10 protein-coding genes are annotated in these 16,812 nt (G+C 62.4%); 4 read left to right on the top strand and 6 right to left on the bottom strand.

Annotated features, from left to right (window positions below; translation table 11 throughout):
* Nucleotides 1–48 precede the first annotated feature (48 nt).
* Together ACMDCR_RS12440 and ACMDCR_RS12435 are read left to right on the top strand one after the other, a co-directional pair.
* Nucleotides 49–3,642 carry an acyl-[ACP]--phospholipid O-acyltransferase gene (locus tag ACMDCR_RS12440; RefSeq protein ID WP_413992825.1) on the top strand — a complete coding sequence of 1,198 codons (3,594 nt, stop codon included), beginning with the start codon at nt 49–51 and terminating at the stop codon, nt 3,640–3,642.
* A complete protein-coding gene (locus tag ACMDCR_RS12435; RefSeq protein WP_413992824.1) occupies nt 3,635–4,201 on the top strand; it encodes a TetR/AcrR family transcriptional regulator in 567 nt (188 codons plus the stop codon). Before ACMDCR_RS12440 ends, ACMDCR_RS12435 begins: the two co-directional genes overlap by 8 nt.
* Before the next feature lie 45 nt (nt 4,202–4,246).
* Here the strand turns inward: ACMDCR_RS12435 and ACMDCR_RS12430 are convergent, their stop codons facing one another.
* From ACMDCR_RS12430 to ACMDCR_RS12420, 3 genes are all read right to left on the bottom strand, one after another.
* On the bottom strand, nt 4,247–4,537 hold the full coding sequence (locus tag ACMDCR_RS12430) for a protealysin inhibitor emfourin (RefSeq protein ID WP_413992823.1): 291 nt from the start codon (nt 4,535–4,537) through the stop codon (nt 4,247–4,249).
* 40 nt (nt 4,538–4,577) lie between these two features.
* Nucleotides 4,578–5,564: a M4 family metallopeptidase gene (locus ACMDCR_RS12425; RefSeq protein WP_413992822.1), complete on the bottom strand. Its 987-nt coding sequence runs from the start codon at nt 5,562–5,564 to the stop codon at nt 4,578–4,580.
* Between the two features lie 771 nt (nt 5,565–6,335).
* Nucleotides 6,336–7,703 (bottom strand): glycerophosphodiester phosphodiesterase family protein, encoded by a 1,368-nt coding sequence (locus ACMDCR_RS12420; RefSeq protein WP_413992821.1) that lies wholly within the window; start codon nt 7,701–7,703, stop codon nt 6,336–6,338.
* A 216-nt stretch (nt 7,704–7,919) separates the two neighbouring features.
* Here ACMDCR_RS12420 and pepN point away from each other — a divergent pair, with 216 nt between their 5' ends.
* Together pepN and ACMDCR_RS12410 are read left to right on the top strand one after the other, a co-directional pair.
* Nucleotides 7,920–10,541: an aminopeptidase N gene (pepN, locus tag ACMDCR_RS12415; RefSeq protein WP_413992820.1), complete on the top strand. Its 2,622-nt coding sequence runs from the start codon at nt 7,920–7,922 to the stop codon at nt 10,539–10,541.
* Nucleotides 10,542–10,897: 356 nt separating this feature from the next.
* Nucleotides 10,898–13,204: a PAS domain-containing sensor histidine kinase gene (locus ACMDCR_RS12410; protein ID WP_413992819.1), complete on the top strand. Its 2,307-nt coding sequence runs from the start codon at nt 10,898–10,900 to the stop codon at nt 13,202–13,204.
* A gap of 47 nt (nt 13,205–13,251) precedes the next feature.
* Here the strand turns inward: ACMDCR_RS12410 and ACMDCR_RS12405 are convergent, their stop codons facing one another.
* The 3 genes from ACMDCR_RS12405 to ACMDCR_RS12395 all read right to left on the bottom strand — a co-directional run bounded on the left by ACMDCR_RS12405 (nt 13,252) and on the right by ACMDCR_RS12395 (nt 16,788).
* On the bottom strand, nt 13,252–13,437 hold the full coding sequence (locus tag ACMDCR_RS12405; protein WP_413992818.1) for a hypothetical protein: 186 nt from the start codon (nt 13,435–13,437) through the stop codon (nt 13,252–13,254).
* 71 nt (nt 13,438–13,508) lie between these two features.
* Nucleotides 13,509–13,814 carry an ATP-dependent Clp protease adapter ClpS gene (clpS, locus tag ACMDCR_RS12400; protein WP_413992817.1) on the bottom strand — a complete coding sequence of 102 codons (306 nt, stop codon included), beginning with the start codon at nt 13,812–13,814 and terminating at the stop codon, nt 13,509–13,511.
* A 76-nt stretch (nt 13,815–13,890) separates the two neighbouring features.
* Nucleotides 13,891–16,788 carry a bifunctional [glutamine synthetase] adenylyltransferase/[glutamine synthetase]-adenylyl-L-tyrosine phosphorylase gene (locus ACMDCR_RS12395; protein ID WP_413992816.1) on the bottom strand — a complete coding sequence of 966 codons (2,898 nt, stop codon included), beginning with the start codon at nt 16,786–16,788 and terminating at the stop codon, nt 13,891–13,893.
* Nucleotides 16,789–16,812 lie beyond the last annotated feature (24 nt).

Here is a 16,812-nt window from a genome sequence, read left to right as displayed (position 1 = left end):
GTTCGTTCACTAACTTTATCGCGATTCCCCGCACCAGGAACCACGCCGATGTTCGCATCGCTGATGTCTGCCCGTCGCTTCTGGCCCCTGTTCTGGAGCCAGTTCTTCAGTGCCTTCAACGACAATTTCATCAAGCAGGCGCTGATTATCCTCGCCGTCTACGGTATCGCCGGGACACCAGCGATTGCAGGAGGGGAGAGTCTCGTATCACTTGCCACCGCTCTGCTGGTGCTACCCGGCCTGTTTCTTTCCGGTCTGGCCGGCCAGATCGCCGACCGTTTTGACAAGGCGCGTGTGGCGCAGACGGTCAAGCTTTTCGAGATCGCCATCGTGGCAGTCGCCGCCATAGGCTTTGCCATCCACTCCGTCGCGATATTGCTCGCCAGCATGCTCTCTTTGGGCGTGATGGGCGCACTGTTTGGGCCAGTGAAGTATGGAATATTGCCAGATCATCTAGCGCCCGAGGAACTGCCCGCAGGCAACGGCCTGATCGAAGCGGGCACCTTCCTCTCCATCCTGATCGGCGTCATCAGCGCCGGCCTTGTGGCGCCCCACCTGCCCAGCGTTGTCGTCGCCGGCTTCATGGCTGTGATTGCCGTGATCTGCTGGCTCTCGGCCCGCATGATCCCCCCAACCGGTCAGGCTGCACCGGACCTGAAGATCGACTGGAATGTCCTGCGGTCAAGCTGGGATCTGCTGAAGCTTCTTTCAGAAGATCGCCGCCTGCTGATCGGCTCGATCGCCGTAGCCTGGTTTTGGCTGAGTGGCGCCGTCATGCTGAACCTTACGCCGTCCCTTGCCCGGAACGTGGTGGGTGGCGACGAGAGCATGAACACGCTCTTCTTTATCGCCTTCTCCATCGGCATTGCCGTCGGTTCGGTTCTGGCCGCACAGCTTGCCGCCGGGCGAGCCATCGTCCTGCTCAGCCCGATCGGTTGCATCCTGATGGGCCTGATCAGTCTCGATGTCGCCTGGCTCGCCTTCGGCACCACGCCTTCGGCTACTCCGCTCTACTTTCTGAGCTATCTGCAGACCGGCAGCGGCATCCACATGACGGTCGCCCTGACCTTGGTGGCCGTGGCTGCGGGCCTGTTCATCGTCCCTATCTACGCCGCCGTCCAGCACTGGGCACCGAAGGATGAACGTGCCCGCGTCATCGCTGGCGGTAATATTCTGTCCGCCCTGTTCATGGTGGTAGGTTCGGGCGGCCTCTCACTCCTGCAGCACCAATTCGGCCTCTCCACCCCCGTAGCCCTGCTCGGCATGGCCGTGCTCAACGTCATCGCTGGTATCGTCTTCCTCTTCGTGCTGCCGATGAGCTTCGTGCGCGATTTCGTTCTCTTGATCTATCGTGTGCTCTTCCGCCTAGAAGTGCACGGCATCGAGAACCTGCAGACTCCGACGCCCCATCGTATCATCGCCATCAACCATACCAGTTACCTCGACGCCGGCCTGATCCTGGCCCTGCTCGACAAGGACCCCGTCTTCGCCATCGACCACACCATCGCCAAGGCCTGGTGGGTGAAGCCCTTCCTCAAGATCTGCCGCGCCTACCCGCTCGACCCCACCAAGCCTATGGCGACGCGCGGCCTGATCAATGCGGTGAAGGACGGTGAGACGCTGGTGATTTTCCCTGAAGGCCGCCTCACCGTCACCGGCGCCCTGATGAAGGTCTATGACGGCGCCGGCCTGATCGCCGACAAGTCCAAGGCCGACATCGTGCCGGTGCGCATCGACGGCCTGGAACGCACGCCGTTCACCCGGCTCGACCCGAGCAAAGTCTCGCGCAAGCTCTTCCCGAAGGTGACGGTGACCTTCACCGAGTCCACCCGCCTCACCATCGATGAAGACCTGCGCGGCAAGAAGCGGCGCCTCGCCGCCGGCGCTGCCCTCTATGACGTGATGTCGGACCTCATCTACAAGACGAGCGCACCGGAGGAGACCGTGTTCCAGGCGCTGGCCGGCGCCGCGAAGAAATACAGGCCGAGCCGCGTCATCATCGAGGATCCGGTCACCGGCACCCTCACCTACAAGCGCCTGCTGATTGCCATCGAGGTGCTCGGCAGCAAGTTCAAGGCCTTCACCAGCCGCGGCGAACATGTCGGCGTGCTCCTGCCCAACGCCAATGGCGTGGCAGTCACCTTCTTCGCCCTGCAGGCGATCGGCCGCATCCCGGCGATGCTGAATTATTCGGCCGGCAAGGCCAGTCTGATTTCCGCCTGCCAGACGGCCGAGGTGAGGACGGTGCTCTCCTCGCGCACCTTCATCGAGAAGGGGCGCCTGGAGGAGCTCGTCGCCGCGCTGGAAGGACATGTGAAATTCGTCTGGCTCGAGGATCTGCGCAAGACCGTGACCACCCCAGACAAGCTCAAGGCCTTCCTTACCGCTGGGCGCCAGCACGGCAGGATCTCGCCTGACGCCCCCGCGGCCGTGCTGTTCACCTCGGGCTCGGAAGGCACGCCCAAGGGCGTGGTGCTCTCGCACCGCAACATCCTCTCCAACATCGCCCAGATCGGCGCCCGCATCGATTTCGGCCCCGGCGACATCGTCTTCAACGTGCTGCCGGTGTTCCACTCCTTCGGAATGACGGGCGGCATGATCCTGCCGCTGATCAATGGCGTGAAGCTCTATCTCTACCCCTCGCCCCTGCATTACCGCATCATTCCCGAGCTGATCTACTCCACCAATGCGACGGCGGTGTTCGGCACCGACACCTTCCTCTCCGGTTACGCCAAGATGGCCAATCCCTATGACTTCCGGTCGCTGCGCTATGTCGTGGCTGGTGCCGAGCCGGTGAAGCTCGAGACACGCCGCATGTACAATGAGAAGTTCGGCTTGCGCATCCTGGAAGGCTATGGCGTGACCGAGACCTCGCCCGTGCTGGCCCTGAATACGCCGATGTTCAACAAGAACGGCACGGTGGGCCGTATCCTGCCCGGCATGGAGGCCCGTCTCGAACCGGTGCCGGGCGTGGAGGAAGGTGGCCGCCTGCATGTGCGCGGCCCCAATGTGATGCAAGGCTATCTCAAGGCCGAGCATCCCGGCCAGCTCCTGCCCCCGGAAGAGGGCTGGCACGACACCGGCGACATCGTGACCATCGATCCCCAGGGCTTCATCACCATCAAGGGCCGGGCCAAGCGCTTCGCCAAGATCGGCGGCGAGATGGTCTCGCTGGCCGCGGTTGAAAGCCTGCTCGCCGATCTGTGGCCGGACACGCCGGTGGCGGTGCTCGCCGCTCCCGATCCCCGCAAGGGCGAGCGGCTGGTGCTGGTCACCACCAACAGGGACGCCAGCCGCTCCGACGTCATCGCCCATCTCAAATACAAGCATGCCGCCGATCTGATGACGCCCTCGGAGATCATGGTCATCGACACCATGCCCGTGATGGGCACCGGCAAGACCGACTATGTCAGCCTCGGTACGATGCTGAAAGAGCGCCTTGGCGAAGCCAAGATGTCGACGCCAGCGTCGACGTCGACACCGACCCCGCTTCCTGACCTGCCCCGGGCCCGCCCGCACGAGCTTGGCCCGGTGAACAGCGCGCCCGCCTCGCAGGAGCAGGCCCAGCAGACCCAGGCTGCCCCGCCGCAGGCCGAGATCCAGACCGGCCACGCCGTGCCGCAGGGCCAGCCCGATGCGTGACGGTTCCAAGACCCGGGCGAAGATCGAGAGCGAGGCTCTGCGTCTCTTCGCCGAAAAGGGCGTCGTCGGGACTTCGGTGCGGGATATCGCCGCGGCCGTGGGGGTAGCCGAAGCCGCCCTCTACCGGCACTTCCCATCCAAGGATGCGCTCTCGCGCAGCCTCTTTCTGCAGGGTTATGCACGGCTTGCGGCGGATGTGGTGGCCGTGGGGGAGACGCATCATCCGATCGAAGCAAAGATCGGTCAGATCGTCGATCTTTTTTGCAGGCTCTTTGACGACGACAGGTCGCTCTTCTCGTTCCTGCTCCTGGCTCAGCACGCTCATCTGGCCGATGTACCGGAAGGTCGAGAAAGCAATGTCGTGGAGGCCGTCAAGAATATCTTCGTCGAGGCGATCACGCATGGCGATATCCGGGAGGAAGACCCGGATCTGCTGGCCGCCCTCGCGCTCGGTATCGTCGCCCAGCCCGCCATCTTCACAATCTATGGTCGCCTGTTGGGCCCGCTGGCCGCGCGCGCGCCCGACCTGACGAGAGCGATCTGGGCGGCGGTGCGGTAGAACACCGCGCGGAAAAGATGATCGCTCGAAGGCCGCGCCACGCGGTCAATCCAACCTGTCGGTAACACAAGCCCTGAGCGCTTCGGGAACCGCCGCCTCCGGGACCTCGACCGACTGGTCCTTGCCATCCACCGTGCGCGTAATGCGGTAGCGGAAACCATCGGCCACCGGTCGGTAACCGTGGACATCCGTCGCACCCTTGAACAGGTTCTCGACGGATGCCTGGTCCGCAGCCGAAAGCGCCGACAGATCCTGTTGTCCTTGGCTCCGCAGCTTTGAACCGGCCAGGCCGAATCCGGCCAGGCCACCGACACGTTCGATCTTGAGAATGCCCATGGCACCGGTCCTTCAATGGGGCCGGGCGCGCGCCGGACATCTAGAGCCCGACGTGCTTCCATCCGGCATCGACTTTTCCTCCGAGAGCCGAGTCACCGGGATAGAGTTGCCCAGCCGCCGCTCGAGTGCGATCCGCGAATTCCTTCATTGTCATCTGGGGTTTCGCGCCAGACCCTGTCAGAACGTTATACCAAATCTGACCAACCTTGTCCCAGCTATTGCCGCCGACAGCCTTGCATATCGTATAGAATGCAAGGTTGGGGATCCCACTGCTGGAGTGGGGATCCATGCCTGGCTCAAATTGAGAATATTGGGTTGGCTGTGGCGCCAGACAGTGCTGGGCGTCAGGATTGGCCATATCCCGAAGGCATGTATATCCCCTGTCTGCTGCCGTCGGCCCCATTATATCGCTGCCGATCAGCCAGTCTGCCTGGTTGACATCCTGCTTCGCTTCCCACTGGCGGAACATCGAGCCGAAACAGTCCGACAGGCTCTCGTTAAGCCCGCCGGCTTCGTCGACATAATCGAGTTGCAGGCTGTGTTGGGTGACGCCATGGGTGAGTTCGTGGCCGATGACATCATTTCCCTTGGAAAAGTCGACGAAGATCTCGCCATCACCATCGCCATAAGTCATCTGCGCTCCATTCCAGAATGCGTTGTTGTAACTGACGCCGTAGTGAATGGAGGAAAGCAGTGTCATGCCGGAGCCATCGATCGAGTTTCGCCCGAACACCTTGGAATAGAATGTTGCGACCGATGTGGTCTCGTTGAAGACTTGCTTTGCGGTGCCATCCTGCGCCTTCGCAGGATTTGAGATCGGAGAGCCCGGTAGAGTCTGGCCGTTCTTGCAGTCGTAGACCGCCACCGTCGGAGCCGCTGCAATGGCGGTAAGCCCGGGAGAAATCGCGGTCGCAAGCCGCGTAAGTCTCATCGCCTGGGAGCGAAGACGTCGCAATTGCGTATCCAGACGTGCAGTATCGGCGAAAGACTTACGGTTTGCAGCAGATAGCGATTTATCCTTGGCCAATCGCTTCAATACATCCTGAGGCACGATTTGACACATATGGCACATTGTATCTCTCCCCTCCGGTTTTATTTGACATCCAGGTAGATCACGCCAAATTGCACAGAATACGACTGAACTTTGCATCCATATATAATAAATCTATCTATATATTAGCCATTTTTACTTAAGAGATTTATCATCATATAACTCCCAACAAATAATCGATACCGTTTACCTGATCATTCGTGACTCTCGCGTGATTTATAAATCAGATGATTTCTATCCAAGCGCTGAGATTGCTATCGATCTGGGGCTTTACAGCAGCTGCGCGGTTTAGGTGTTCCTCTGGAAAAAATTCGTTTCTTGATATCCTCTCGTGGACCCTGCCGATGCAGGAAGGCACCAAGGTGTCGTCCGCTGGGAGCGGCAACCTGCGCCGCTATTAGAACCTGGGCCGAGAAGGCCATAACACGCGATCGCTGGGTCGCGCCCTCCACCATGGGTTGCACGAGGAAACGCTTCGCTCTTATGCGGTGTTATAATAGCGCTATTATCTCCAGCGCCACAATCCTTCCAACGGGTGGCTTCATGCCTGCGGAGGAGACGCTGCGCTTCAGGGCGATACTTCAGATGATGGGGCCCTTCGTTCCGGCAGCGCGGGAACGGGAACTGCAAATGCAAATGCCTGGATTCGTGTGATCCGAAGCTGAATCGTACCGCTCCGCAATGCAGGATCGCGGATTCTTGCCACAAAAGGGGAGCGAACTTCCCGCTCCCCTTCGCTAATCATTCTTACCGTCCCAGTTCGCGCAGATACGCCAGGCGGGCGATGTAACCGGTGTTGCTGAAGTCCGTGAACACGCCGTCAACCCCCAGGCGATAGAAGGTCAGGAACTCCTGAATCGGATCCTTGTTGTAGCTGCCGGCGAGGTATTTCGACTCGTTGCGGAAGGTGAAGACGTGCACGAACAGGCCTGCCTTGTGAGCGTCAGCTACCAGGCTGGTCGGCGGCTGGACACTTGCGTTCGCAGTCGAGCCGGCGAAGGGCGTGCCATCGGCGTTCTTTTCCGGCCAGGGCGAAATCTTCAGCGGCACGATTTGCGGCTTCCAAGGGCCGATGCCGTCGGCATAGGTCTTGATCTCCGTAAGACCTTCAGGAGTCAGCATGGCGTCGAACCACCGCGGATCGCCAGCCAGCGTCCAGTCTAAGGGGCGGCTGTCGGTGATCTCGTTGTAGAGGGGCATGCCGGTCTTGAAGTCGACGCCATAACCATCGATCAACTGGACGATCTTGGTCTTTAGGCCATGGTCGTGCATGTATTTCAGGCTGCCAGGCTCGAAGCTCTGCACGAAGATCGGCGCATCCTTCGAGTTGAGGCCGTTCTTCTCGATGATCTTAATCATCGCATCTTCGAGCGGATGGCTGCCGGGCGCCCCGCAGCCATTGGCGATGGCCTGCTCGTCGTTCCAGGTCGGGTTCTTGGATTCGGGATAGACGGCAATGACGCGGCCCGTCTCCTTCGACTTCACCTTGGCGAGATCGATGATCTCCTGGAAGCTGAGGATCGGGAACTTGCCATTGAATATCTTCGGGCGTTCGGCGGCGTCGTCATAGGTGGTGCCGGCGATCAGCGTCTTCAACTCAGCCATGGTGAAATCGTTGATCGACCAGTCATTGGTATGGTCCTCGCCATCGACGATCAGCGATTTCAGCACCGATTTAGGATCGTTCGGATCGGTCAGGTCGGTGAGATATTCGGCAGGGCCGCTGGTCGGCGTCTGCGCCCATTTCACCTTCACCATCACGCCCGGCACGGTGCGCTTGCGGGCGGCAACCTCGGGATTGGTGCTAGCAACCTCCGCCACATTCGTGTTGTCGCTGAGCCAGGGGTTGTGGCGGGCGACGAGCACGCAGTCCTTGGTAAGATGGAGGTCTTCCTCAAAGGCATCGGTGCCGACGGCGGCGGCCATTTCGTAGGACGCCTGCGTCTCCTCGGGCATCAGGCCGGGCAGGCCGCGATGGCCGATCACCAGCGGCGGCTTGCCGTCGAGCGTCAGGAAAGGCTTGGCGTCCTGCGCGAAGGCGAGCCCGCTCAGGCCCAGCACCAGCGCCGTGGCGCCCAGCAATCCACGAAGTGTTCCGTCTCTTCCGATCGTCATCCTGTGTCTCCACCGTCTGAAGCCAGACCGTTCCACGAAGCCCCCGAGGCCCTACTCCCTTCATGACGCGGCTCTCTAACGACGGGATGGCGGATCTTTGACGTATGGATGACAGCCGGTGCCCCTCGAAGGGTTGCGGGCTCCGCCTCCCCTCCGGCATGATGGCGCATCTCGCTCGGCGCGAATCCGCGCCCGCTCCACCGGAATGACACCCCCATGTCGGATACTGCGCTGGAACCCGTTCGCCTCGTCGATTACCGCGTTCCCGCCTTTCTCATCGATACCGTGCATCTCGACATCGGCCTCGACCGGACGCAGACGCGCATCGTCGCCACGCTGGCGATCCGGCGCAATCCCGCGAGCGGGGAACGCGGCCCGCTCAAGCTCGATGGCGACAGCCTCCTCTTTGTGGAGGCCTGGCTCGACGGCGTGCCGCTGCAGACGAGGGATTACGTCGCCCTGCCCCAGGCCTTCACGCTCCATCACACACCGGAAGGCAGCTTCACGCTGACCATCGAGACCCGGCTCGATCCTTCCGCCAACACGCAGTTGATGGGGCTCTACCGCTCCAACTCGGCCTATTGCACCCAGTGCGAGGCGGAGGGCTTTCGCCGCATCACCTATTTCCTCGATCGGCCCGACGTGCTTTCGGTCTACACCACGCGCATCGAAGCCTCCTTTCAGGAAGCGCCGGCGCTGCTTGCCAATGGCAACAAGATCGAGGAAGGCGTTCTCAATCATGGCCGGCATTTTGCCGTTTGGCACGATCCCTTCCCGAAACCTTCCTATCTCTTTGCCATGGTCGCGGGCGATCTTGCCGTCGTGCGCGATAGTTTCGTCACCGCGTCGGGCCGGCATGTCAGGCTCGAAATCTATGTCGAGCATGGCAAGGAAAGCCGCTGCACCTATGCCATGGACGCGCTCAAGCGTTCGATGAGCTGGGACGAGCAAGTCTTTGGCCGCGAATATGATCTCGATATCTTCATGATCGTGGCGGTGTCCGATTTCAACATGGGCGCCATGGAGAACAAGGGCCTCAACGTCTTCAACGACAAATATGTGCTGGCCCTGCCCGAAACAGCCACCGACCAGGACTATGCCAATATCGAGGCGATCATCGCCCACGAATATTTCCACAACTGGACGGGCAACCGCATCACCTGCCGCGATTGGTTCCAGCTCTGCCTGAAGGAAGGCCTCACCGTCTTCCGCGACCAGGAATTCTCCGCCGACCAGCGTTCGCGCCCGGTGAAGCGCATCAGCGATGTGAAGACGCTACGCAGCCAGCAATTCTCCGAGGACGGCGGTCCGCTCGCCCACCCCGTGCGGCCGGAAATCTACAACGAGATCAACAATTTCTACACGGCCACCGTCTATGAGAAGGGCGCCGAGGTCGTGCGCATGCTGAAAGCGCTGATCGGCGACGAGGCCTTCGGCAGGGGCATGGACCTCTATTTCGAACGCCATGACGGTGAAGCGGTCACCATCGAGGATTTCATCGCCTGCTTCGCCGATGTCAGCGGACGTGACCTTTCCCAGTTCATGCTCTGGTACCGTCAGTCAGGCACCCCGGAAATCAGGGCCGAGGGCGTGTGGGACGAGTCCGGCCGAACCTATGCGCTCACTCTCAGCCAGATCCTGCCGCCGACGCCGGGCCAGCCTCACAAGCAGCCGATGCTCTTCCCCATCCGCCTCGGCCTCGTAGGCACCAAAGGCGACCTGCGGGTCAGGCTGGACGGCGAGCCGTTCGAGGGTCTGGTGGCGCTGACCGAACCCACGCAGAGCTTCCTCTTCAGCGAGGTCGGCGAGAAGCCCGTACCTTCACTGCTCCGCAGCTTTTCCGCACCGGTGAAGCTTGCCGTCGATCTCGACGAGGAGGCCCTCCTCACCTTGCTGCGCGCCGATAGTGATCCCTTCAATCGCTGGCAGGCCGCGCAAAGCTACGCGCTCAAGCTGCTGCTGCGCCTTGTGAAAGACCCGACGACGCCGATCGACCCGCGTTTCGTCGAGGCGATCAGCGGCATTCTCGAGAGGGGCGGCGACGACCCTGCCTTCGCAGCCCTGTCGCTGGCGTTGCCGAGCGAGGCCGATATCGCCCGCGAGATCGGCAGCGACGTCGACCCGCAGGCGATCTTAGGAGCGCGCGCAAAGCTGCGGCACACGCTCGGCAGCTATCTGGGCTCGGAGTTGCTGCGCACCATCGAGACGATGAGCGTCGATGGCCCCTATTCGCCGCAGGCTCGGGATGCGGGCCGGCGATCGCTGCGCAATGTCGCGCTTGAACTCGCCTGTGCCAATGGCAGCAAGGCAGCCCTCGCCGTCGCGCAGGCACAATTCGAGAATGCCAACAACATGACTGATGAAATGGCGGCGCTCAACACGCTTGCGCTCTCGGGCACTGATGCGGGCGAACAGGCGCTGCTGGGCTTCCGCGAGCGCTATGGCAGCGATCCGCTGGTGATCGACAAATGGATGAGCGTTCAGGCGATGCTGCCGCACGAAACCACCCTGGCTCGCGTGAAGGAGTTGATGCGGGACTCCGCCTTCTCACTTCACAATCCCAACCGCGTCCGCGCCCTGATCGGCGCCTTCTCCGCCAACAACCAGACGCAGTTCAACCGTCCCGATGGCGAAGGCTACAGCTTCATCGCCGATATCATTCTCAGCATCGATCCGAAGAACCCGCAATTGGCGGCGCGCCTGTTGGTTGCCTTCAAGACTTGGCGTTCGCTGGAGGCCGGCAGGCGGGCTCTTGCGGCAGCCGCCTTGCGCGACATCGCGGCGCGGCCCGGCCTGTCGCGCGATGTTGCTGACATCGTGCAGAGATCGCTCGCCTGAGTTTCAAAGGGTAACTTCGGTCGCACTGTAACGAGCACGCCCGTTGCAATCGAAAGTTATGCTGCCTTTAGGGAAACATCTCTGAGTGGCAGCGACCGTTAAATGCCTCCCGACACTATATATTGTGATATACACCCGCAAACACCATAGATGTAGATAAACGGACATGTTTGCGCCCAAAAATTGGCTGGAATCATCCATTTTTTCGCCGTAAGCGCACACAAATAATTAAAAAAGAGTTCATGCCGACTCTAGACAAATCACCTGCAGATTGATTCTTATAGCGAATATCGATTCGGGGCGGTGTTGACCACCTACCCCTTCGGAAATTCAGGAAAAGCTGGAAGGGCTGTGCAATGGCGCGTGCAAACGCGACACATGCGTTTTTGCGTGCGCCGGGTATCCGGGGCCTGGCGAGGACATTGATCTGCCCGACCTACAAGCGCTTGATGGGCGTCGAGCCCCTCCTGCGCAAGGCGGTTCCCGTTCTCATCGTCGCTTTCCTGAGCGCCATGGCCTTCGCTGCCTTCCTCCAGGCGCGCGACGCCCGCAAGCATACCCTGCACGAGGCCAGCCGCGATCTCGACCTGGTCATCTCGGCCGCCAGCGCCAAGCTCACCGCCATCGTGGCGCAAACCGGCCAGGCGCCGGCCAGTGCTGCCATCTCGGCGCCCGACCATGTCCAACTCGCTATCGTCACGTCGCAGGGCAAACCGCTCAACGAGAGCAATGACGTCGCCAGCCTGATCCAGGTGATCGGCAACCGCGGCACCGGCCGTCTCACGGTCGATGTCGGCGGCACCGCCATGCTGGCCTCGATCGGTACCAGCGAGGGCTTCCGCATCATCGCCGCCAGGCCCATCAGCGATGTCCTCGATCGCTGGTACATTCTAAGTGGCCTCCTGCTGCTGCTCACCACCACGACGGGCTGCGTGCTGCTGATCCTCGGCTTTGCCTATTACTGGCAGGCTTCGCGGGCCCGGCGCGCCGACGACATCTACAACGCCGTGCGCACGCGCCTCGAAACCGCCCTCAGCCGCGGCCGCTCGGGCCTGTGGGACTGGGACCTCGAGGCGGGACGCGTGTTCTGGTCGGATTCGATGTTCCACCTGCTGGGCTATGAACCGCAGGACGACCTCCTCGTGCACAGCGACATCGAGCGCCTGATCCACTCCGAGGATACCGGGCTGCAATCGCTCGCAAGTGAGCTTCGTTCCAAGAACCCGCCGCTGCTGATCGACCGACGTTTCCGCATGCGCTGCGCCAATGGCGAATGGATCTTCGTGCGGGTACGCGGCGAGCTCGTCTTCGGCCCCAAAGGCGACGGTTCCTCCGGCAAGCGCCTGATCGGCATCGTGGTCGACGAAACCGAGGAGCGCAAGTTCGCCGAGCAGACCAAAAGAGCGGATCTGCGTCTGCGCGATGCCATCGAGACGATCTCCGAGGCCTTCGTCCTGTGGGATCCGAACAACCGCCTGGTGATGTGCAATTCGAAATTCCAGGCCCTGCATAATCTGCCCGACGCGCTGGTGCGCTCCGGCACGCATTACAGCGCCATCGTGGAAGCGGGGTCCCAGCCCGTGGTGCGTACCAATATGCCCACCAACACGCTGATCGAGCGTGGCGCCCGCACCTTCGAGGCCCAATTGCAGGATGGGCGCTGGCTCACCATCAACGAGCGCCGCACCAAGGATGGCGGCTATGTCTCCGTCGGCACCGACATTACCTCGCTCAAGGACCAGCAGACCAAGCTGATGGACAGTGAGCGCAGCCTGATCGGCATGATCGCCGACCTCAAGCGCTCGCGCCAGGTGCTGGAGCGCCAGACGCAGGAACTGGCCGAGCTTGCCGAGAAATATGCCGCCGAGAAGATCAAGGCCGAGTCCGCAAATCGCGCCAAGTCCGAATTCCTCGCCAATATGAGCCATGAGCTGCGCACACCGCTCAACGCCATCATCGGCTTCTCGGAACTGATGGAAAGCGGCACCTTCGGAGCGCTCAGCCATCCGCGCTATGTCGGCTATTGCCGCGACATCCATGAGAGCGGGCGCTATCTGCTCGACTTCGTCGATGACATCCTGGAAATGTCGAAGATCGAGGCCGGCGAGGTCGATCTCCATCGCGAGCATTTCGCCGTCGACCGGTTGATGAGCGATCTGCTACGCTCGATCAAGCCCGAGGCCGATGCCAAGAAGCTCAGCCTGCATCCCTCCTGGCAGAATGGCGTCACCCTCAATGCAGATCGCCGGGCGCTCAGGCTGATCATGCGCAACCTCATCTCGAACGCCATCAAGTTCACGCCGGAAGGCGGCAGGGTCGGCCTGCGCATCCGCCAGCGCGACGGCAAGGTGGTGATCTATGTCGAGGACACCGGCATCGGCATCCCGCCGGAAGCGATCAGCAAGCTTGGACGGCCGTTCGAGCAGGTGCAGACGCAGTTCACCAAGGCTCACAAGGGTTCTGGCCTCGGCCTTTCCATCGCAAAGTCCCTGGCCGAGTTGCATGGCGGCTCGATCCGCATCCGCTCGGCGGTTGATATCGGCACCGTGGTGATGGTGGTGCTGCCGGGGTTGCTGGGCCTGGAGGAGCCGCGCAAGCTGCCGGCTCCCGCCGTGATGCAGGCGAGCCTCAAGCGCCTGGCAAGGGCCGCCGTGCTGCATTGAGGGCGACGATTCGCGTGCACGGCATCTTGCCGCGGGCGCCAACTCCGCTACTCCGCCGCCTGCTGTTTCAGCAGCAACGCCAGCCGCGCCTCCTGGTCGGCGATGCGGTCGGCGATCAGATCCTCGTTCGCGGCCCCCGAAGACGCGGCCGCCTGTTCCATCAACTGCCGGATATTCTCGCGGATGATCGCAATTTCCCGGTCATAGGACTGCGTGCTGCGCGGCTCGACCATCGGTACTCTCCTGTCATGCTGGACGCCTCCTCAGCGGAAGCGACTGCCCGGCTCCTGCGGCCACCGGTTGCTCATTCTTCAGGTTCCGTGGTGAACAGCAAGGGGTAACCCTGGTTGCGCGCCATTTCGGTGGCCCGGGTGGCTTTGGTCTCGGCGATATCCTTGGCGAAGACGGCGACCACGCACACGCCCTTCTGGTGTGCCGTGATCATCACGCGATAGGCCTGCGACTCGTTCATGCGGAACTCTGCCTTCAGCACGGTCACCACGAATTCGCGTGGCGTGTAGTCGTCATTCACCAGGATCACCTTGTGAAGGCGCGGGCGCTGGGTCTTGGTTCGGGTTTTGACGCGTGGACGAAGAGCGGTGTCACTCATTGGCAAGAGATCTCCCAATGGCGGCTCATTGCCTGGATCTGGTTTCCCCTATTTTCCCACGACTATCCGGCCGCGTCTACTTTCCGCCGATCACTTGCCGGAAGATCTCGCGGATCCTTGTCTGCGTGACTGCGATCAGCGAGTTCAGTTCGTCGAAATCACTACATTCGGCCACACGGCAGAGCAGCGCCTTGCCGGCCTCGGAGGTCTTGTCGGGGTCGAGATTGCCGCCGACACAGAAACGGATGGCCTGGGAGAGTGCGGTATAGAGGCGCCACGCCTCCGACAGCCGCTCATGCGCTGTATTCGCCAGCACACCCGCCTCCAGGGCCTTGTCGAGCGCCCGGCCGGTATTGGTGTCCAGCATTTGAGGATGATCGGCGGCATGCAGCAACTGCAGGGTCTGGGCGATGAACTCGATGTCGACAAGGCCGCCTGCCGTATTCTTGAGATCCCAGGTCCCGCGCCCACCCTTCTCCTTTTCGAGGAGCGTACGCATCTCGATAACGTCCTTGTGGATCTTGGCCGGATCGCGCCGGACGGTCAGGATCTCGGCGATGGTTCCCCTGATCACCTCGCCGAGCGCGACGTCGCCAGCGATCGGGCGCGCCCGCGTCATAGCCATGTGCTCCCAGGTCCAGGCTTCCTTATGCTGGTAGTCGCGGAAGCCATCGACCTGGATGGCCACGGGGCCTTTCTGTCCGGAGGGGCGCAGGCGCATGTCGACCGAGAACAGCGTACCCTGCGCCGTGGGCGCCGAGAGCGCGGCGATGAGGCGCTGCGTCAGGCGCGCGAACCAGACGGAGGGCGCGATCGGACGAGGCCCATCCGTCTCACAGGCATCGGAATCATGGTCATAGAGCACGATGAGGTCGAGGTCCGAGGACGCGGTCATCTCACGCCCGCCCAGCTTGCCCATGCCCAGAATGCCGATGCGGGCGCCAGGCGGCATGCCATGCGCCTGCTTCAACTCGGCACAGACGAGCGCCAGCAGGTCCTGCACGATCGCCTCCGCCAGGCTTGAGATTTGCGCTCCGGCGGCAAGGGGGTCGAGCTCGCCTGACAACAACCGCGCGCCAAGCACGAAGATGCGCTCACGGGCGAAGATGCGGGCCAGGTCCAGCTTATCTTCGTAATTCTCGCCGGAGGCGAGAGTCGATGCGAGGCGCCTGCGCAGCCAGTCCTTGGAATGGCCAGCCTCGGCCCCATGGTCAAGCAGGCCGTCGAGGGCATGCGGGCGGCGCACCAGCACCTCCGAGAGGCGAGGCGCCACGCCCAGGATGCGTGCAATCACATCGAGGAGCCTGGTGTTGTTGCGCAGGATCGAGAAGAGCTGGTAGCCGGACGGCATGCGCGACAACAGGCCGTCGAAGACGATCAGCGCTTTGTCGGGCCGGCCCTCACGCGCCAAGGCCTGCAGGAGCGCCGGCGTCAATTCGGTGAGATCCTCTCGCGCCTTGGCCGAGCGCATGGCGGGATAGCGGCCGAAATGCCAGCTTCGGATCATCTCGGTCACCTGCGCGGGCGAGGCAAAGCCGAGGCGCTCCAGCGTCTTCAAGGTCTCCGGATCGTCCTGCTTGCCGGTGAAAACCAAACTGCCGATGTCGCTGGCCAGCGGTGCCGAGGCCTCGAAGAGCCTGGCGTAATGACGCTGCACGGTTTCGAGTCGCCCGATCAGGGCCTTAGACAGGGCGGCGACATCGGCATAGCCCGCAAAACGGGCGAATTCCTTCAGCGCCGTCTTGCTTTCGGGCAGGCTGTGGGTCTGCTCGTCCGTCATCATCTGCAGGCGGTGCTCCAGACCGCGCAGGAAGTCATAGGCCTGGATCAGTTCGTCGCGGGCCTCCTCGGTGATCCAGTTCGCCGCCTGAAGGGCCGCCAGCATTTCCACCGTGCCGCGGCCCCGCAGGTCGGGGTTGCGGCCGCCGGCGATCAGTTGCTGGGTCTGCACGAAGAACTCGATCTCGCGGATGCCGCCGCGACCGAGCTTGAGATTGTGCCCGGCCACGGCGATGACCTCATGGCCCTTATGGGCATGGATCTGGCGCTTCATGGCGTGGACATCGGCAATCGCGGCGTAATCGAGATGCCGGCGCCAGATAAAGGGCGTGAGGCCGGCCAGGAAACGCGTGCCGAGCTCGATGTCGCCGGCGCAGGGCCGCGCCTTGATCATCGCCGCGCGCTCCCAGTTCTGGCCGACGCTCTCGTAATAGGAATAGGCGGCCGGCAGCGAAATGGCCACGGCAGTGGCGCCGGGATCGGGACGCAGGCGCAGGTCGACCCGGAAGACATAGCCATCCGCCGTCCGCTCGGACAGGAGCTTCACCAGGCCCTGCGTGAGACGCACGAAGAAGGGCGCCGGCTCCAGCCCCTCGCGCAGTGGTGCTGTATCGGGATCGTAGAGCACGATGAGGTCGATGTCGGAGGAGTAGTTGAGCTCAAAGGCGCCCTGCTTGCCCATGGCGAGCGCCACGAAGCCACAGCCGCGATCCGGATGTGCTGAAACGGGCGGAATGAAGCGCCCGGCATCGGCCGCCTCGCGCAGGAGGTAACAGAGCGCAAGCCGCACGCTCTCGTCGGCCACGCGGGTGAGCGCTCCGGTGACATCGGCCAGCTGCCAGGAGCAGTTGAGATCGGCGAGGCCTATCAGGAGAGCTGCCTCCTGCTTGAGAAAACGCAGGGCGCGCATTACCTCGGCCGCGTCGGCGGCCTCCCGGCACCGCGCCTCGGCACGTGCCATCGCCTCCGCCAGAACCGCTTCCGGCGTGCCAGCGAGAATGCGCTCCAGCCGCTGGGGATCGGAAAGGCCGAGCCCCCACAGGAAGGGCGAACCTGTGGCGATGCCTGCCAGCACGTCGTGCCCCGGCCCGCCCTCCAACGCCTCGGCGAGGGCAGGTTGAACGGCGGCATCGAGACGGACGGCAAGATCGGCAAAACGGGATTTGGCTCGGCGCTCGTCTTCGATGGGAATCATGGGTTTCCTCGGCCTGGCCTGAAC

This window comes from Labrys okinawensis (assembly GCF_047345005.1).
Classification (GTDB): domain Bacteria; phylum Pseudomonadota; class Alphaproteobacteria; order Rhizobiales; family Labraceae; genus Labrys; species Labrys okinawensis.
This window is presented reverse-complemented; position numbering and strand designations above follow the sequence as displayed.